The sequence below is a fragment of the Mesorhizobium sp. M0029 genome, assembly GCF_040323735.1.
Classification (GTDB): domain Bacteria; phylum Pseudomonadota; class Alphaproteobacteria; order Rhizobiales; family Rhizobiaceae; genus Mesorhizobium.
Genome location: NZ_JAMYVF010000002.1, coordinates 51,521 through 69,242, shown reverse-complemented (window position 1 = coordinate 69,242; position 17,722 = coordinate 51,521). Strand labels below are relative to the sequence as shown.

The window sequence follows — 17,722 nt, the reverse complement described above, 5'->3', positions numbered from 1 at the left end:
CTTTGCGCGTTCATGTAGCATAGGGGTCTGGGGCGCAAGGGGCAGACCCGATGGCTGGACGTGGCCGGGGCACGAAGGAAGGCGAAGGCGCCGAGGCAAGCGTCAGCGAACGCTCGCTGTTTGCCGATAGTCCCTATGCCGAGCCGCTGCCCCTCGCGCTGCCTGAGCCGCATCCCGGCGTCGCGCCTGCGCTGCCCGGTCACGCGTTGCCGGCGCAAGTCACAGCGCCCGGATCTATCGCCCGTCTGCGCAGATGGCTTCGCCGTCCGTCATGGCCCGCGCTCCGCCGCAGCCTTGCCGTGGCCGCCAACACGGAGCTCGACCGGGGCGTCGCCTTCCTGCTGGTGCCGGTTTTCCTGGCGGCCGGCGTCATCATTTATTTCTCGCTGGCCGGCGAGCCCGGCTTTGCGCAGCCAATCGCCATTGTGGTGCTGGCGACATGTTGCGCCCTCGCCACGCGATCGCGGCCGAGGACGCATCTGTTCTGCATGGCCGCGATGCTGTGCGCGCTCGGCGTCGTCGCCGCCAAAGTCGAGACTTGGCGCGCCGGAACGCAGATGCTCGGCTCCGAGATTCAGACACGGCTGACCGGCCGCGTCGTCAGTCTCGAACAGATGGAAAGCGGCCGCATCAGGCTGACGCTCGATGTGGTTTCGACCGCTTACCCCGAGCTGCGCTACGCCCCGGAGCGGGTCAGGCTCTCGGCGCGGACCGTTCCCGCCGATATGACCGCCGGCTCCCTGATCACCGGCTATGCCAGGCTGTTGCCGCCGACCGGTCCGGTGCGGCCGGAGAGCTACGATTTCTCCTTCGACAGCTATTTCACCGGTATCGGCGGCAGCGGCTTCTTTCTCGGCAATCCGAAAACCATTGCTACGCAGGGACCGCCGCCGCTGACCGCGCGGCTCTCCTCGGCAATCGAGAACGCGCGCGAAAACATTGCCGACCATATCAGGGGCAAAATCGGCGGCGCCGAAGGCGAGATTGCCGCGGCGTTGATTGTCGGGGTGCGCGCCGGCATCCCGGACGAGGTCAACGAAGCGATGCGGCGCACCGGCATCTACCACATCATCTCCATCTCCGGCCTGCACATGGCGCTGGTTGCCGGCACCATCATGGCGTTGCTGCGTGGCGCCTTTGCGCTGTTTCCCGATTTCTCTTCGCGCCGCCCAGTCAAGAAATATGCAGCAGTGGCAGCACTCGTCTCCATCGCCGCCTATCTCGTCATTTCAGGCGTCGTGGTTGCCGCCGAGCGCAGCTTCATCATGCTGGCGGTCATGCTTGTCGCCGTGCTGTTTGATCGCGCCGCACTCACCATGCGCAATCTGGCGATCTCCGCCATTGCCGTCATCCTGGTGTCGCCGCACGAGGTGGTCGGTCCCAGCTTCCAGATGTCGTTTGCTGCCACCGCCGCCCTTGTCGGCGCCTATGCCGGCTGGGCCGATTACCGCGCCGACAAGGTGAGAACGCCGCCGGCAAAGCGCTCCTTCGTCGGCTTCCTGTCGCGAAAATTCGCGCTGGCCATGGGCGGCCTCGCCATGACCTCGATCATCGCCGGCAGTGCAACCTTGCTGTTCGCCATCTGGCATTTTCAGCGTGTGTCGCCGCTCAGCCTGATCGCCAATCTGGCCGTGATGCCGATTGTTTCGTTGATCGTCATGCCTTTTGCCGTGCTCAGCGCACTGGCGATGCCGTTCGGCGCCGACGGGCCGTTCCTCTATGTGATGGGCAAGGGTCTGATGGCGATGATCGCTATATCGGCCTGGATTTCCGAGCGCTCGCCGGTCGACGCCGTCGGGCTGATCTCCATCCGCTCGGTGCTGTTAGTGGCGGTCGCCCTCGTCATCGCCACCATGGCCACCACCTGGCTCAGGTTGGCGGCCGTGCCTTTCGCGCTGGCCGGCCTGTTGACGGTGCCGCAGGTGCTTACGCCAGACGTGCTCATATCCGAGGATGCGCATCTGGTGGCCATGCCGATCGGTGGCGGCGAACTCGCCCTCAACCGCGAACGCTCCAACGAATTCACCACGGACAATTGGAAACGGGCGCTGCGGGCCGAAACCATTATCCCACCTGAGATTTTCGAGGCAACAGATACGCGGTTCGATCTCGATCCGCTCGATCTGCCGCCCGGCTCGCCCTTCTATTGCACCGGCGATCTCTGTATCGCCCGGCACCCTTCCGGAGCCATTGTAGCGCTTGCGAAAGACCGCAAGACGGCGCGGCCGGCCTGTGCCTTCGCGAGCCTGATCGTCATCGATGACGCCACCGCCTACAATCCGTGCCGCGACCCGCTGGTGCTGGTCGTGACGAAGAAACAGCTGGCCCGCGACGGCAGCGCCGCCGTCTTCTTCGATCCGCAATCGGCAGCTGCAGCGCCAACCATCCGCTTCGCCGTCGACAAGCCGTATCGCCCCTGGCACGAGCAACGCCGCTTCTCCCGCGAAGCGCGCGGCCTGCCGCCTTACAACCAGCGTGAAAAGTACAAACCCAAGCCGGCTCAGTAGCGCCGGATCAATCCGACAAGCTTGCCCTGCACCTTCACCCTGTCCGGTCCAAAAATGCGGGTCTCGTAGGCCGGGTTGGCGGCTTCCAGGGCGATCGAGGCGCCCTTGCGGCGGAAGCGTTTCAGGGTCGCTTCCTCATCGTCGACCAACGCCACCACGATCTCGCCGGGGCTGGCTGTGTCGGCATTGCGGATGATGACCGTGTCGCCATCGAAAATGCCGGCCTCGATCATCGAATCGCCCTTGACCTCGAGCGCGTAGTGTTCACCGCCCATGATCATGTCGGGCGGCACCGAGATCGAATGGGTCTGATGCTGGATGGCGTCGATCGGCACACCGGCAGCAATGCGTCCCATCACCGGGATCGACACCGCCGAAACGGCGTCGTCATTGCCGGCCGACATCGAACGCGACGGCGAGCCCGGCTTGATCTGGCGGCCGATACCGCCTTGGCCCATCGCGCCTTGTCCTTGGCCGCCTTGCCCTTGGCCGGTTTGACCAAGACTGCCCTGAATGACGCTCGGCGAAAACTTCCTCGCCGCATTGAGGCCTGGTGCGATCGAGTCGGGCAGCCGCAGCACTTCCAGCGCGCGCGCCCGGTTCGGCAGCCGGCGAATGAAACCGCGCTCCTCAAGCGCCGTGATCAGGCGGTGGATGCCGGACTTGGAGGCGAGGTCAAGCGCTTCCTTCATCTCATCGAAGGACGGCGGGATTCCGCTCTCCTTCAGGCGTTCATGGATGAACATCAGAAGCTCATGTTGTTTGCGCGTCAGCATCGCGGCCCCCAGGGGTTCTGAAACCAGAATCAGAAAAAACAAACCCAGAACAAACACTATCTGTTCCAGTTGTGTTCCGCAACCTTTTAAAGTTTAATGAATGTGTTGACGTTTTGTTCAGCGTGACGTTCGGCACCGCGAGCGGCGCTCGTAGTCGTTGGCCGGCAACGGGGTGAAACGAAGACAAAGTGCCCTGCGTCGTCGGCTACGATCGCCGCTTCCTTTTCGGACGGGGCTGCGCAGCATCCGCGCCGGGTTCACTCTGGGCATAGACCTGCAGCGTGTAGCCGATGTGAGCGGTCATCAGAGTTTTCGCACGTTCGACGTCGCGATCGAGGGCCGCTTCCATCAGGGCGGTATGGTGTTCGATCGCCACGGCGTCGCGCAGGGCCGCCACGGCCTTCCGGTGGCCATCCGTGCGGCCGGCGGCGGCGCGCAGCGTCGGGGCCAGACCCAGAAAGCGGTGATGGCGATGCAATTGGTCGGAAATCGTCGCATTGAAGCGCAGCAGCCAGCTGGATGTCGCGGCACTGAGCAGCGCCGCATGGAAGGCATCGTGTTTTTCGTACCACGCGTCGACCGCATCATCCGATGGATCGTCGAGAACAGACCCGCACCGTGAGAGACGATAGTGGGCGGCAACGACCGCGTCTTCCCACTCACGGTCGCCCTCCTCGATCGATTCCACCAGCAGGGGCAGTTCGACCACCAGCCGCGCACGCGCCAAATCCTCGAGCTCCGCCCGAGAGACGGGAGCGACCGCAAACCCGCGGTTGCTGATGGCGGTCACAAGCCGTTCCGCCTCCAGCCGCGACAGCGCCTCGCGCAACGGCGTCCAGCCGATGCCGTAGGTGTTGCGCAGCGTGCTCAGCTTCAACGGCGCGGCAGGCGCCAGCCGGGTCGCAAGAATATCGCGCCTGAGCAGGCGATAGGCCGCTTCCGTCTTCGAGGTCTGCTCGTCATCCAGCATCGTGATCCATCAGACATAAACGCTCGGCGGATCATTATATATCAAAGCCTTTCAATGGGTGAATTATATATAATGTTTGACAGTTCAAGGGCGACCACTCAAGATCGCCGGCATGTTTGGGCGGCAGGCTCCGCCGCGCGCGTTTGTCCATGGAGGGGCGCCGGATCATGAGCACGACACCCGATCTCGCTACAATCGAAGCAATGGATGCCGCCGATCCGCTGCGCTCCATGCGCGAACGCTTTGTCTTGCCGCAAGGCGTGATTTATCTCGACGGCAATTCCCTGGGCGCCGCGTCAGCGGTCGTCTTCAGCGAACTGCAGCAGGCCGCCACGCAGGAATGGGCGCACGACCTCATTCGCGCCTGGAACACCGCCGGCTGGTTCAACATGCCGTTGGAACTCGGAGATCAGCTCGGGCGACTGATCGGCGCGGCTGATGGGCAGACGGTGGTCTGCGACACAACCTCGATCAACATCTACAAGCTGCTGCACGCAGCGCTCGGCATGCGGCCGGATCGGTCGGTCATCGTTGCCGAGGGCGACAGTTTCCCGACCGACCTCTACATGGCCGAAGGCGTCGCCTCGACCCGGCCGGGAACGCGGCTGCGGCTGGAGGGCGTCGACGCGGCCGCAATCGAGGAGCTGATCGACGACAGCGTTGCCGTCATCCTGGTCAACCACGTCAACTACAAATCCGGCCAGTTGCGCGACATGGCGGCGCTGACGCGCAAGGCACATGACGCCGGCGCGCTGATCATCTGGGATCTCTGCCACACGGCCGGCGCCTTGCCGGTCGAACTTGACCGTGCCAATGCCGATTTCGCCGTCGGCTGCACCTACAAATACCTCAATGGCGGCCCGGGCTCGCCAGCCTTCATCTACGCGGCCGAGCGCCACCATGACGATGCCCACCAGCCGCTCAGCGGCTGGTGGGGCCATGCGCGGCCCTTTGCCTTCGAGCAGGGCTTTGCCGTCGGCAGCGGCATTCGCCGCTTCCTGTGCGGAACGCAGCCGGTGCTGTCGATGCGGGCGCTCAAGGGCGCGCTCGATATCTGGAACGACGTCGATATGGCGGCGGTGCGCAGAAAAAGCATCGCGCTGACCGACCTGTTTATCCAGCTCGTCGAAGCCAGATGCGGCGCCTACGGGCTTGAACTCGAAAGTCCTCGCGACGGCAGCCAGCGCGGCAGCCAGGTGTCGTTCCTCCATCCGCATGGCTATCAGGTGATGCGCGCGCTGATCGAGCGCGGCGTGATCGGCGATTTCCGGGCGCCGTCGACCATCCGTTTCGGCTTCACGCCGCTCTATGTCGGATATGGCGATGTCTGGCAGGCGGTCGAAGTCCTGGGGGATATTCTGCGCACCGGCGCCTGGCAGGACGCCCGCTTCGCGGTGAAGACCGCGGTCACCTGAGGAACTAGAGCAATTTCAGGAAAAGTGTGAAGCGGTTTTCCGTCCGCAATTGCGTCAAATCAAAGAGCTAGAGCATTTCGCCGTTTACGTTAAACGGTGAAATGCTCTAGAGCCGGGTGCGGACCGTCCAGAGCTCCGGAAACAGCACAACCTCCAGCATCTTCTTCAGATAGGAGGCGCCTGAGGTGCCGCCCGTGCCGCGCTTCAAGCCGATGATGCGCTCGACCGTGGTGACGTGGTTGAAGCGCCAGCGGCGGAAGTAATCCTCGAAGTCGACCAGCTTCTCGGCCAGTTCGTAGAGCATCCAGTAGCGCTGCGGGTCGCGGTAGACGGTTTGCCAGGCAGCCAGCACGTCTTCGTTCTCGACGCGCGTCTCGCGCCAGTCCGTGCGCCCGGCATCGGCGCCGATGTCGAAGCCATTGCGCGCCAAAAGCAGAAGCGCCTCGTCGTACAGCGACGGCGTGGCCAGGATCGCTTCCAGCCTGTCCGTAAGATCGGGCCGGTGCTTGTGCGGCCCGAGCATGGCTAGGTTGCGGTTGCCGGCCATGAACTCGATAGCGCGGTACTGCCACGACTGGAAGCCCGAGGATTGGCCGAGCGCGTCGCGAAACTCGGTGTATTCGCTTGGCGTCATCGTGCGCAGCACGTCCCAGGCATTGTTGAGCTGCTCGAAGATGCGCGCGACGCGAGACAGCATCTTGAAGCTCGGTTCGAGGCGGTCGGCGCGGATAGAGCGGATCGCGGCGCCGATCTCGTGCAAAGCGAGCTTCATCCACAATTCCGATGTCTGATGCTGGATGATGAACAGCATCTCGTCATGGGCCGAAGACAGCGGCGCCTGCGCATCGAGCACCTTGTCCAGCTGCAGATAGTCGCTGTAGGACATCCGCTCCTTGAACGACATCTGCGCGCCATCGGACGCCGGATCGTGCGGCTTAATCAATTGCTCTTCTCCGCGCGCAACCGGAAGCGCTGGATCTTGCCGGTCTGGGTTTTGGGCAAGGCGTCGATGAACTTCACCGAACGCGGATATTTGTAGGGCGCGATCGTTGCCTTGACGTGGTCCTGCAGGCGTTTGACGGTCAATGCGTCCGGCGAAACACCTTGCACAAGCACGATATGCGCCTCGACGATCTGGCCGCGTTCACCGTCCTCGGCGCCGGTCACCGCGCATTCGGCGACGTCGGGATGCGAGAGCAGCGCCGCTTCGACCTCGGGGCCGGCGATGTTGTAGCCGGCGCTGACGATCATGTCGTCGGAACGCGCGGCGAAGTGGAAGAAGCCATCCTCGTCCTGCGTGAACGTATCGCCGGTGAGATTCCAGCCATCGCGGACATAGTCCTTTTGCCTGGCATCGGCCATGTAGCGGCAGCCGGTCGGGCCGCGCACCGCCAGCCGGCCAGTAGAGCCGCGCGGCAGCTCCCGCATCTCGTCATCGACGATGCGTGCCTGATAGCCGCCGACGGGTTTGCCGGTGGAGGCCGGCTTCATGTCGTCGAAGCGGTTGGAGATGAAGATATGCAGCATCTCGGTGGCGCCGATCCCATCGAGGATCGGCTTGCCGGTCTTCTCAGTCCATTCCTCGAAGACAGGCGCCGGCAGCGTCTCGCCCGCCGAAACCGCGACGCGCAGCGAGGACAGGTCAGCGCCTTGATCCATGGCCTTGAGCATGGCCCGATAGGCGGTTGGAGCGGTGAAGGAAATGGTCGCTTTGTAGGTCTCGATGATGTGGATCATGTTGGGTGGCGTCGCCTGTTCCAGCAACGTCGCCGCGGCGCCGAAACGCAGCGGGAAGATGGCGAGCCCGCCAAGACCGAAGGTAAAGGCAAGGGGCGGGGAGCCGACGAAGATGTCGTCGGGCGTCACCTCCAGGATTTCGCGGGCATAGGCGTCGGCGACGATCAGCAGGTCGCGGTGGAAATGCATCGTCGCCTTCGGCACGCCGGTGGTGCCGGAGGTGAAGCCGAGCAGGGCGACATCGTCGCGGCCGGTGTTGACGGCAGTGAAGGTGACCGGCTTGTCGAGGGCGGCGCGGTCGAGTTCCGCGTCATGGTTGGCCGTGCCGTCGAAGCCAATGACCTGCTTGAGATACGCACTGCCCTTGGCGCAGGCGGTCATCTCGTCCATCAGCCTTGTATCGCAAAGCGCAACCGTGATTTCCGCCTTGTCGACGATCTTGGCGAGTTCGCCGGCGCGCAGCATCGGCATGGTGTTGACGACCACCGCGCCAACCTTGGTGGCGGCCAGCCAGCAGGCGACCATGGCCGGGTTGTTGGCCGAGCGGATCAGCACCCGGTTGCCCGGCTTGATGCCATAATTCTCGACCAGGGCATGGGCGAGCCTGTTGGTCCAGTCGGACAGTTCCTTGTAGGTGCGGCGGCGGCCATTGCCGATCAGCGCGGTGTGGTCGCCGAACCCTTTTTCGACCAGCCTGTCGGTCAATTCGACGCCGGCATTTATGTGGTCGGGATAGTCGAAGCCGTCGAGCAAAAACTCCGGCCATTGCTCCGGCGGCGGCAGGTTGTCACGCGTGAATGTGTCGATATGCGCTGATGGCCCAAGCATTTTCGGCTGCCCCTGTCTGCCTCGCGCCCATGGCTGAACAAGGCGCAGGATCGCACCAGTCGAAATTTGTTTCAAGCCTAAAATGTTTTTAGGTCGCAGCATTGACGCCGCCCTGTTCGGCGGCCATTCCTGTCGACTGAACTGAAGCCATCCGGGAGGGATGCAGATGCTCGAACATCGTGTTGCCGATTGGGACAATGCCTACGCCAACGGCGACAACATTGCCGGCAGCAATCGCTGGCCGGCCGCATGGGACACACCGGCACAGGCTTTTCGCGACACAATGTCGGCGTCCGGTCGGGCCAAGCTCGACATCGCCTATGGCGACAGCCCGCGCAACAGGCTCGATCTGTTCCTTCCCGATGTCATGCCCAAAGGGCTCGTCGTCTTCATCCATGGCGGTTACTGGAAGGCGTTCGACAACAAGCCATGGTCGCATCTGGCCAACGGCGCGGTTGCCAATGGCTTTGCCGTGGCAATGCCGACTTACACGCTTTGTCCCGACATACGCATTTCCGGCATCGTCAGGGAAATCGCGGCGGCGATCGGCAAGGCGGCGACGATGGTCGGCGGGCCGGTGATCCTGACCGGGCATTCCGCCGGCGGCCATCTCGCCTCCAGGATGGTGACGACAACGACGCCTCTGGCCGCCGATGTGGCTGGCCGCATACGCAATGTCGTCTCGATCTCCGGGGTTCATGATCTGCGGCCGATCATGCGGACGGGGATGAACGCGACACTGGCCATCGATGAAGCGGAAGCACTGGCCGAAAGCCCGGTTCTGCTGCGCCCCATGCAGGGCGCGCGCATCACCTGCTGGGCCGGCGGCGGCGAGCGGGCGGAGTTCCTGCGCCAGAATGCGCTGCTTGCCAACATCTGGATCGGCCTCGGCGCCACGACCAGCACAGTGGTCGAGCCGGACCGGCATCATTTCAGCATCGTCGACGGGCTTGCCGATCCGACACATCCGCTGACGCGGACATTGCTGGCGGAGTAACAACCAGTCTTATCTCTTGGAATTAACGGCTTGGATCCGCGACCTTCAGCGCAACATCAGAACGCTGCAAGCAGCGCCTGCTTCTGCCGCCGGAGCGAAGGGCTCGCGCACGATCAGGCCGGTGGCGTCGGCCAGCATTCTCAGCATCGAGGAATCCTGGATGCCGATCGGCGTCGCCACCAATGCGCCGGCTTCTTCCCGGACCACGGCGCGCACATAGTCTTGCCTTAGATCATTGGCCGGCATCGCGGCGCCAAGCTGAGCCTGGCGGATGTCCTGCCGGTGGGGACGGCCGCCGAGCTGCGCCAATAGCGGCTTCAGGAACAATTGCGAGCAGACCAGGCTCGCCACCGGATTGCCGGGCAGGCCGATGCACCTGATATCGCCCAGCCGCCCGAACATCAGCGGCTTGCCCGGGCGCATGGCGAGCTTCCAGAAGTCGAGGTTCATGCCTTCGCCGGTCAGCACGTCATGAACGAGATCATGGTCGCCGACCGAGGCGCCGCCGAGCGTGACGATGACGTCGGCTTTCGCATCGACCGCCTTTTTCACCAGCGCCGCGATCGCTTCCTTGCGATCGGCCGCTATACCGAGATCGAGCGCGCGAGCGCCGACCGACTGCGCCACAGCAGCGACGCCATAGGCGTTGGACGAGATGATCTGGGCGGGGCCAGGTTCGCTGCCCGGTGGCAGCAATTCGTCGCCGGTGGCGATGATGGCGACCAGCGGCCGTTGCACCACGTTCAACCGGGGATGATTGGCCGACGCCGCCAGCGACAATGCAGCCGGATCGAGCACGCGGCCTTTCTCCAGCAGCACGTCGCCTTGGGCAAAATCCAGTCCAAGGCGGCGGATGTTGCGGTTCTTCGCCGTCGGTTCGGTGACCTCGATCCGGCCACCGCCGAGATCGCGAACATTTTCCTGGATGACGATGGTGTCTGCGCCTTCAGGCAGCGGCGCGCCGGTGAAGATGCGCACGGCTTCCGCCTTGCCGACAGCGCCGTCAAAGCCGCGCCCTGCAGGCGCCGTGCCGATCACCGAAAGCCTCGCGGGGAGGGTCGCCACATCCTGCGCCCGTGCGGCATAGCCGTCCATGGCAGATGCATTGAAAGGCGGCTGGGTACGCAGCGCCACGACCGGCTCCGCCAGCACCCGGCCGGCCGCATCCGCCAGCGCGACGCTTTCACCGGGCAACGCCACAGCGCCGTCGAGGAGGCGTTGAAGCGCCTCGGCGACCGGAAACAGCGCCATTACGAACCCGCCCTGTAGTCGCCGGACTTGCCGCCGGTCTTTTCCACCAGCCTGATGCCGGAAATCACCATGGCACGGTCGACCGCCTTGGCCATGTCGTAGATGGTCAGGCACGCCACCGACGCCGCGGTCAGCGCCTCCATCTCGACCCCGGTCTTGCCGGTGACGCGGGCAAGCGCGGTGACCCTGAGGCCGGGCAGCGTGGTGTCCGGTTCGATGTCGACCGACACCTTGGTCAAAAGCAGCGGATGGCAGAGCGGGATCAGCTCATGCGTCTTCTTGGCCGCCATGATGCCGGCAATGCGCGCGGTACCCAGCACATCGCCCTTCTTGGCGTCGCCGTCGAGGATCATCTTCAGGGTTTCGGCCCGCATCGACACAAAGCCCTCGGCGACCGCCGTGCGCGTCGTCTCCGCCTTGTCGCCGACATCGACCATGTTGGCCTCGCCCTTGGCGCCGAGATGGGTGAGGGCGGCTGCCATTGTCAGGCTACCTCTGCCTTCGCCTTGCCTGTCAAAAGCAGCCGCGTTGCCGCAGCGACATCCTCTTGCCGCATCAGGCTCTCGCCGACGAGGAAGGTGCTGATGCCGGTCTTTTGCATCCTGAAGCAATCGTCGTGGGTGAAAATGCCGCTCTCGCTGACCAGCAATCGGCCGCCCGGCACCATCGACGCCAGCCGTTCCGAGGTTTCGAGGCTGGTCTCGAATGTTCTGAGATTGCGGTTGTTGATGCCGATCAGCTGCGACGACAGTTTTACCGCGCGCTGCGTCTCGGCCTCGTCATGCACCTCGATCAGCGCATCCATGCCGAGTTCGAATGCGGTCGCTTCCAATTCGCTGGCCAAGGCATCATCGACGCTGGCCATGATGATCAGGATGGCATCAGCGCCCCAGGCGCGAGCCTCGTAAACCTGGTAAGGGTCGAACAGGAAATCCTTGCGCAGCGCGGGCAGGGCGACGGCGTTGCGCGCATTGGTGAGAAATTCCGGCGCGCCCTGGAAGGATGGCGCATCGGTCAGCACCGAAAGACAGGCGGCACCGCCTTTCTCATAGGCCTGCGCCAGTGCGGGCGGGTCGAAATCGGCACGGATCAAGCCTTTGGAAGGGCTAGCCTTTTTGATCTCGGCGATCAGGCCGAAGCTGCCCGATCTGCGCTTCGCCTCAAGCGCCCTCAGAAAGCCACGCGGTGCGTCGGCATCCTTGGCTCGCGCCTTGATCTCGGCCAACGGTATCCGCGCCTTCGCCGCCGCGATCTCGTCGCGTTTGTAGGCCTCGATCTTGCGCAGAATGTCAGCCACGGCTCATCCGTTCGAAATCTCGACCAGCCTGTCGAGCACGCCCAGCGCCCGGCCGCTGTCGATGGCCTGTGTGGCCGCGGCCATGCCGTCGGCAAGCGTCGTCGCCTTGCCGGCTACCACCATGCCGGCGCCGGCATTCATCAGCACCGTATCGCGATAGGCGCCGGCAGCACCGCCCAGCATGTCGCGCAACGCCTTGGCGTTGTAGGCGGCGTCGCCGCCGCGCAACTCGTTCTTGGTGTGGCGCTGCAGGCCGACGGCTTCCGGGGTGAGCGTGAAATGGCGGATCTCGCCGCCGGCCAGTTCCGCCACCTGCGTTTCGCCGGTGGTGGTGATTTCGTCATAGCCGTCGCCATGGACGACCCAGGCATGCTCGGTGCCCAGCGCCTTCAATGTCTCGGCCACCGGCACGATCCATTCAGGCAGGAACACGCCGACCATCTGCCTGCTGACGCCGGCCGGATTGGACAGCGGTCCGAGCAGGTTGAAGATGGTGCGCGTGCCGAGCTCGACGCGGGTCGGGCCGACATGCTTCATCGCAGGGTGGTGCGCCGGCGCGAACATGAAGCCGACGCCGGCCTCCTGGATGCAGCGGCCGATCACCTCTGGCAGGATATCGATCTTGACGCCGAGCGCGACCAGCACATCGGCAGCGCCCGTCAGCGACGACAGGCCGCGATTGCCGTGCTTGGCGACCGGCACGCCGCAGCCGGCAATGACGAAGGCCGAAGCGGTCGAGATGTTGACTGAATGCGAATTGTCGCCGCCCGTGCCGACAATGTCGATGGCGCCCTCAGGAGCTTCGACGCGCAGCATCTTGGCACGCATGGTGGCGACGGCGCCGGAAATCTCGCTCACCGTCTCACCGCGCACACGCAAGGCCATCAGGAAGCCGCCGATCTGGCCCGGCGTCGCGTCGCCAGACATGATGATGTCGAAAGCTTCGCGCGCTTCGTCGAAGGTAAGCCCGGTTCCCGTGGCGACCTTGGCGATATGGGTCTTCAGGGCGCTCATTGGGCCAAGACGTTCATTGGGCTAGGGCCATTCATTGGGCGAGGGCTTGGGCAACGGCGGCCTGGTCGACGCTGACGGCGTACTGCGTCTGCAACTGCGCCACCAACTGGTCGAGCAGATCGTCGGACATGCCTTGCGTGAAGGATTTTTGCGCATCGTCGGGTACCGAGCTGGCGTCGGCTCCGGCCGGCTCGAACACTTCGGCGACCTTGAACAGGATCTGGCCGTCGCCGGTGGGCGAGGGGATCAGCCCGGTGCCGCCTTCGCCGACGCCGAACATCGCAGCAGCACCCTCCTTGCCGAAATCGACATCGTCGGCCTCGCGCTTCACGCCGCGCTTGGTCTGCTTTTCAAGCTTCAGTTCGCCGGCGATGACGTCGAGTGTGGTGCCAGCCTTGAGGCGCTTGTCGAGTTCGTCTGCTTTCGCGGTCAGCCGCTTGGTCGTTTCCTCTGTCGTCCAGTCCGCCACCACGCGCTGGCGGACTTCGTCCAGCGTGCGGTCGCGAGCCGGCGTGATCGATGTCAGTTCATAGAACACGAAGCCGTTGTTAGGCGTGGTCAGGGCTTGATTCTCGGTGTTGGGCTCGGCCTCGAACACCGCCTTGATGAGGTCCGGCGATGCCGGCAGATCCTTGATGATGGTGCCGTCCGGCTTGAGGCCGGTGCGGTCTATGGCCTCGACGGTGACGTCCTTGAGCTTCAGTTTGGCGGCGGCTTCGGCCAGCGTGCTGCCGGCGGCGCGGGTGTCTTCGTAATTGTCGTGCACGTCGAGCAGGATGCGGCTTGCTTCGCCAAGCGCCAGATCCTTGCGGATCTGGTCTGACACTTCCGCCAGCGGCTTCACCGTTTCCGGTTTGATCTCGGTAACGCGCAAAAGCACCGGACCGAACGCGCCCTGGACGATCGGGCTGACTTCGTTGACGGCAAGCGCGAATGCGGCATCGGCGACCGCCTTGTCGGTGATCTTATCCTTGGAGAGCGTGCCGAGCAGCGTGTCGGCCGGGGTCTTGCCCTGCGCGGTGACGATCTTGTCGAAAGTGGCGCCCGTCTTCAGCGAATCGGATGCCGCCTTGGCCGCGTCCGCGGAAGGAAACACCAGCTGTTCGATGGTGCGCATTTCCGGCGTGGTGTAGCGGCCCTTGTTCTTGTTGTAGTCGTCGCTGACCTGCTGGTCCGTTACGGCGCTGACATCCATGATGTCTTCGGGCTCGAGCCGGACATAGGAGAATTTGCGGTATTCTGGCGCCGCGTAGGTTTTCTTGTTGGCCTCGAAATAAGCCTGAAGCACGCTGTCGGATGGCGCCTCGATCGGCTCCACCAACGCCTTTGGCAAGATCAGATAGTCGATGGTGCGGTCTTCGCCGCGATAGAGCGCAACTGCCTTGAAGAAGGTATCCGGAGCCTTGAGCCCGTCCGAAACCGCTTCGACGATCTGCTGGCGCACCGCCACCTGAGCCCGGTTCTTCAGATAATCCTCCGGCCGCATTCCCAGTTCGCGCAGGCGGGATTCGAACAGCCGGCGGTCGAACTGGCCATTCGGGCCCTGGAAGGCGGGTTCCTGCCGCGTCAGTTCGGCCAGCCTGTCCTTGGAGAAGCCAAGCCCGAGCTTGCGCGCCTGTTCGTCGAGGACGGCGCCGGACACCAACTGAGCCAGCACCTGGTTGTCGATGCCATAGGCCTTGGCCTGGTCGCGGCTGATGCGCTGGCCGATCTGCTGCTGCAGCATGGCGATCTGGCGATCGTAGGCTAGGCGGTACTCGGTGATCGACACGGTGGTGCTGCCGGCGGTGATCACCGCATGATGGCCGGCCAGGAAGCCGCCCGTCATCCGCGTGGTGACGCCCCAGGCAAGGAAACTCAACACCAGCAGCGACAGCAGGGCTTTCGCGACCCAGGTCCCTGCCGCGCTTCTTAATATACCAAGCATTGTTACTTCCGATTTTTGCGCAGTTTTGCGTGCGCCCGAGTCTGAAACAAGCGCAATAGCGCCCTTCCGGCTCACTGTCGATTGCTTTGTGGCCTGATTTTGATAGGGAGGGCGAGACCCCAATGTCGCCCGGAGAACCAGATCCCCATGACGCCAGGAATTCGACCGCTCGTTGCCGGCAACTGGAAAATGAACGGCACCAGCGCTTCGCTGAACGAGCTCAGGATGATCGGCAACGGCTTCATGAGCGGGCTCGACGCAGAGACCGAAGCATTGGTCTGCGTGCCGGCGACCTTGCTGTCGCGCGCCGTCGAAATCCTGTCGCGCACGCCGGTGCGGGCCGGTGGCGAGGACTGCCACATCAAGGAAAGCGGCGCCTTCACCGGCTGTGTCTCAGCCGAGATGCTGAAGGATGCGGGCGCCAGCCACGTCATTGTCGGCCATTCCGAGTGCCGCGAACAGCGCAGCGAGGACGATGCCATCGTGCTCGCCAAGGCCTCGGCGGCGTGGCGGGCAGGGCTCGTCGCCATCATCTGCATCGGCGAGACCAAGGCCGAGCGTGAAGCGGGCACAGCACTCGACGTGTTGTCGCGCCAGGTCGCCGGCTCGGTGCCACCGAGCGCAACGCCCGCCAACACCGTTGTCGCCTACGAGCCGGTATGGGCTATCGGCACCGGCCTGACGCCGACCGCCGAAGACGTGGCGGAGGCGCACGCGCATATCCGCCAAAAACTGGCGGAAGCGCTCGGCGCAGCCGTGGCCGGCAAGATGCGCATCCTCTATGGCGGCTCGGTCAAGGCGTCCAACGCGGTCGAACTGCTGGGCGTCAAAAACGTCGACGGCGCGCTGGTTGGCGGCGCCAGCTTGAAGGCGTCCGACTTTCTCGCCATCGCCGAGGCATACCAGAATATCGCGTAGGCCCCGGAATTTCGTTGCCGACAGTTCCGTCATCGACTTATGAACGCGGCAGTTCGGCGGAAATCGTTGCAAAGGGCGCATTGCTTCCCATATTCCGGCCACGGGCTTGGAAATGCCGTTAAAGCATTGTATGGAGCCGCCTCCAAATCACCGGCCCTGATCGCCAGGGAGCGGCAGGGCTTGCCAGGATAAAATATGGAAACCGTACTGATCGTCATCCACCTCATGGTCGTGCTCGCCCTTGTCGGCGTGGTGCTGCTGCAACGCTCCGAAGGCGGTGGTCTCGGCATTGGCGGCGGTTCCGGTTTCATGACCGCGCGTGGCGCCGCCAATGCGCTGACGCGGGCGACGGCGATCCTGGCCGCGGCCTTCTTCGTGACGTCGCTGACACTCTCGATCGTTGCCCGCTATGGCGAAAAACCGATCGACATTCTCGACCGCGTGCCGGCCGACAGCGGCAACGGCGTGCTCAATCAGTTGCCCGGCACGACGGCGCCGACGCCGCCTTCGGGCAACACCGCACCGGCCGCGCCCGCGGCCAACGGCGCCGCCACCACGCCGCCCGCCACCACGGCCCCGGCGACGGCTCCATCTCCGGCGACGCCACCTGCAACCGATTCGGCTGCGCCGCCGGCTACCAATGGCGTTACCTTGCCGGTCACGCCGCAGGTTCCGAACCAGTAGTCGGTAGGGTCGGATGCCGCGATCTGTTGTTGTTTCAACACAGTCGCGGCAAATGGCACACGATCACGAAGATTCGACCGCACCCCGTGCTTGAGGCCCGTACGCCACTTCGATTATAGATTGCCGGCGGCACTTTCTGCGCCCTTGGGGGGCGCCGGGCGACGCCGTGGGCAACAAGCATTGAACGATCGGATCTTCGCCATGCAGCTTCGCAGCTTCATTTTCATGGGGTTTTGTGCCGTATTCGGCATGAGCTCCGCGGCCTTCGCCGGCACTCCGGCAATGACCTCACCGCAGGCGGTTGGCAAAACCGCTGTCATCAACGTCGCCGCCAAGAGCGATGCGACGCAGCTGAAGCTTCTCAAGAAGAAGAAAAACCCGAGCCCGGACGATCTGGCTCAGATCAGCAAGCTCGAAGACAAGATCGCCGCCGACAGGGATCTCGCCCGCGTCAAGGCGCTCGAGGCCCGCAAGCTGGCGATGCGCGATGCGGCGAAAGCCAGGGCCGATGCCCAGCGCCAGGCGTTCCTGGCCAGCAAGGGCAAGCCGGTGGTGATCGCTGACGCCAAGCCAGGCAAGAAGATCACCAAGATCATCGCTCCGGTTGACCCGATCGCGCCGGTCGAGCCGATCGAATCGGCTGAACCGCTTCCGGCCGAAGCGATGAATATCGCGCTGACCGGCAACAATGGCGAATTGCGCAGCGAGGCCCCGGGCCAGAAGCCGACGAGTGGCGGACTGTTCGCCGGCCTGTTCGGCGGCACGTCCTCTGCCTCGTCGATTGCCTATCTCCCCGAAACGCGCGCGCTCGACCAGGCTCTCGCCAAGCGGCAAGCCAAGAAGCAGTTCAAGGTGAAGCCGGAATTCGTGCCGCAGGACGTCGAATTCAGCGGCTATGAGCCGGGTACGATCGTCATCGATACCAGCGCGCGCCGCCTCTACCTCGTCGAATCGGCTTTCACCGCCCGCCGCTATGCGATCGCGGTCGGCCGCGAAGGCCTGCAGTTCAAGGGCAAGGTTGCCGTTGGCGACAAGCAGGAATGGCCGCGCTGGATCCCGACGCTCGACATGCAGAAGCGCGAACCCAAGCATTATGGCCAGTACAAGGACGGCATGCCCGGCGGCGGCCAGAACCCGCTCGGCGCCCGCGCCATCTATCTCTACGACGGCAAGAAGGACACGCATCTGCGCATCCACGGCACCATCGCGCCGCAGTCGATCGGAACCAGCGCTTCCAATGGCTGCTTCCGCATGATCAACGAGCACGTCATGGACCTCTACAGCCGCGTCAGGGTCGGCACCAAGGTCGTCATCATCTGACGCTTTCACAAACCTGCCGAAAGGGCCGGCTTTTGCCGGCCCTTTTGTTTTGACCAAAACACCAGTCTCGAACCTCGGGAC

Annotated in this window: 15 protein-coding genes; 6 read left to right on the top strand and 9 right to left on the bottom strand. The window is 64.1% G+C overall.

The window, feature by feature from the left end; translation table 11 throughout:
- Positions 1 to 50: 50 nt before the first annotated feature.
- Complete coding sequence (locus NKJ76_RS03450) at positions 51 to 2,507, top strand: ComEC/Rec2 family competence protein (protein ID WP_352536779.1); 2,457 nt, start codon at positions 51 to 53, stop codon at positions 2,505 to 2,507.
- Here NKJ76_RS03450 and lexA read toward each other — a convergent pair.
- Together lexA and NKJ76_RS03440 are read right to left on the bottom strand one after the other, a co-directional pair.
- Positions 2,501 to 3,283: a transcriptional repressor LexA gene (gene lexA, locus NKJ76_RS03445; protein WP_023693449.1), complete on the bottom strand. Its 783-nt coding sequence runs from the start codon at positions 3,281 to 3,283 to the stop codon at positions 2,501 to 2,503. The two genes, NKJ76_RS03450 and lexA, sit on opposite strands and share 7 nt — an antisense overlap.
- A 205-nt stretch (positions 3,284 to 3,488) precedes the next feature.
- On the bottom strand, positions 3,489 to 4,253 hold the full coding sequence (locus NKJ76_RS03440) for a GntR family transcriptional regulator (protein WP_023688568.1): 765 nt from the start codon (positions 4,251 to 4,253) through the stop codon (positions 3,489 to 3,491).
- Positions 4,254 to 4,420: 167 nt separating this feature from the next.
- Here NKJ76_RS03440 and kynU point away from each other — a divergent pair, with 167 nt between their 5' ends.
- The gene (gene kynU, locus NKJ76_RS03435) at positions 4,421 to 5,668 is read left to right on the top strand and encodes a kynureninase (RefSeq protein ID WP_023724389.1); all 1,248 of its coding nucleotides are present in this window, start codon (positions 4,421 to 4,423) and stop codon (positions 5,666 to 5,668) included.
- 106 nt (positions 5,669 to 5,774) lie between these two features.
- Here kynU and kynA read toward each other — a convergent pair whose 3' ends face one another.
- Both kynA and NKJ76_RS03425 read right to left on the bottom strand, forming a co-directional pair.
- Complete coding sequence (gene kynA / locus NKJ76_RS03430; protein WP_023748414.1) at positions 5,775 to 6,611, bottom strand: tryptophan 2,3-dioxygenase; 837 nt, start codon at positions 6,609 to 6,611, stop codon at positions 5,775 to 5,777.
- Positions 6,608 to 8,233, bottom strand: a complete 1,626-nt coding sequence (locus NKJ76_RS03425) for an AMP-binding protein (protein WP_023724390.1) — start codon at positions 8,231 to 8,233, stop codon at positions 6,608 to 6,610. The genes kynA and NKJ76_RS03425 overlap by 4 nt, the downstream gene beginning before the upstream one ends.
- A gap of 160 nt (positions 8,234 to 8,393) precedes the next feature.
- Here NKJ76_RS03425 and NKJ76_RS03420 point away from each other — a divergent pair, with 160 nt between their 5' ends.
- Positions 8,394 to 9,230, top strand: a complete 837-nt coding sequence (locus NKJ76_RS03420) for a hormone-sensitive lipase (protein WP_488376730.1) — start codon at positions 8,394 to 8,396, stop codon at positions 9,228 to 9,230.
- A 45-nt stretch (positions 9,231 to 9,275) separates the two neighbouring features.
- Here the strand turns inward: NKJ76_RS03420 and NKJ76_RS03415 are convergent, their stop codons facing one another.
- Genes NKJ76_RS03415 through NKJ76_RS03395 form a run of 5 tightly spaced genes read right to left on the bottom strand, consistent with a single transcriptional unit; the run spans position 9,276 to position 14,719 of the window.
- Entirely contained in the window at positions 9,276 to 10,481 is a 1,206-nt protein-coding gene (locus tag NKJ76_RS03415) for a molybdopterin molybdotransferase MoeA (protein WP_352536778.1), read from the bottom strand.
- Entirely contained in the window at positions 10,481 to 10,963 is a 483-nt protein-coding gene (gene moaC, locus NKJ76_RS03410; protein WP_023726639.1) for a cyclic pyranopterin monophosphate synthase MoaC, read from the bottom strand. The genes NKJ76_RS03415 and moaC overlap by 1 nt, the downstream gene beginning before the upstream one ends.
- A gap of 2 nt (positions 10,964 to 10,965) precedes the next feature.
- Positions 10,966 to 11,778, bottom strand: coding sequence for an indole-3-glycerol phosphate synthase TrpC (gene trpC, locus NKJ76_RS03405; protein WP_023750454.1), 813 nt, complete (start codon positions 11,776 to 11,778; stop codon positions 10,966 to 10,968).
- A 3-nt stretch (positions 11,779 to 11,781) separates the two neighbouring features.
- On the bottom strand, positions 11,782 to 12,792 hold the full coding sequence (trpD, locus tag NKJ76_RS03400) for an anthranilate phosphoribosyltransferase (RefSeq protein WP_352536777.1): 1,011 nt from the start codon (positions 12,790 to 12,792) through the stop codon (positions 11,782 to 11,784).
- A gap of 31 nt (positions 12,793 to 12,823) precedes the next feature.
- On the bottom strand, positions 12,824 to 14,719 hold the full coding sequence (locus NKJ76_RS03395; RefSeq protein WP_023724395.1) for a peptidylprolyl isomerase: 1,896 nt from the start codon (positions 14,717 to 14,719) through the stop codon (positions 12,824 to 12,826).
- A gap of 147 nt (positions 14,720 to 14,866) precedes the next feature.
- Here NKJ76_RS03395 and tpiA point away from each other — a divergent pair, with 147 nt between their 5' ends.
- The 3 genes from tpiA (at position 14,867) to NKJ76_RS03380 (ending at position 17,641) form a co-directional block, all read left to right on the top strand.
- The gene (tpiA, locus tag NKJ76_RS03390) at positions 14,867 to 15,637 is read left to right on the top strand and encodes a triose-phosphate isomerase (protein ID WP_023724396.1); all 771 of its coding nucleotides are present in this window, start codon (positions 14,867 to 14,869) and stop codon (positions 15,635 to 15,637) included.
- A 195-nt stretch (positions 15,638 to 15,832) separates the two neighbouring features.
- Positions 15,833 to 16,321 carry a preprotein translocase subunit SecG gene (gene secG, locus NKJ76_RS03385; protein ID WP_023724397.1) on the top strand — a complete coding sequence of 163 codons (489 nt, stop codon included), beginning with the start codon at positions 15,833 to 15,835 and terminating at the stop codon, positions 16,319 to 16,321.
- Positions 16,322 to 16,522: 201 nt separating this feature from the next.
- On the top strand, positions 16,523 to 17,641 hold the full coding sequence (locus tag NKJ76_RS03380; protein WP_023724398.1) for a L,D-transpeptidase: 1,119 nt from the start codon (positions 16,523 to 16,525) through the stop codon (positions 17,639 to 17,641).
- Positions 17,642 to 17,722: the final 81 nt, after the last annotated feature.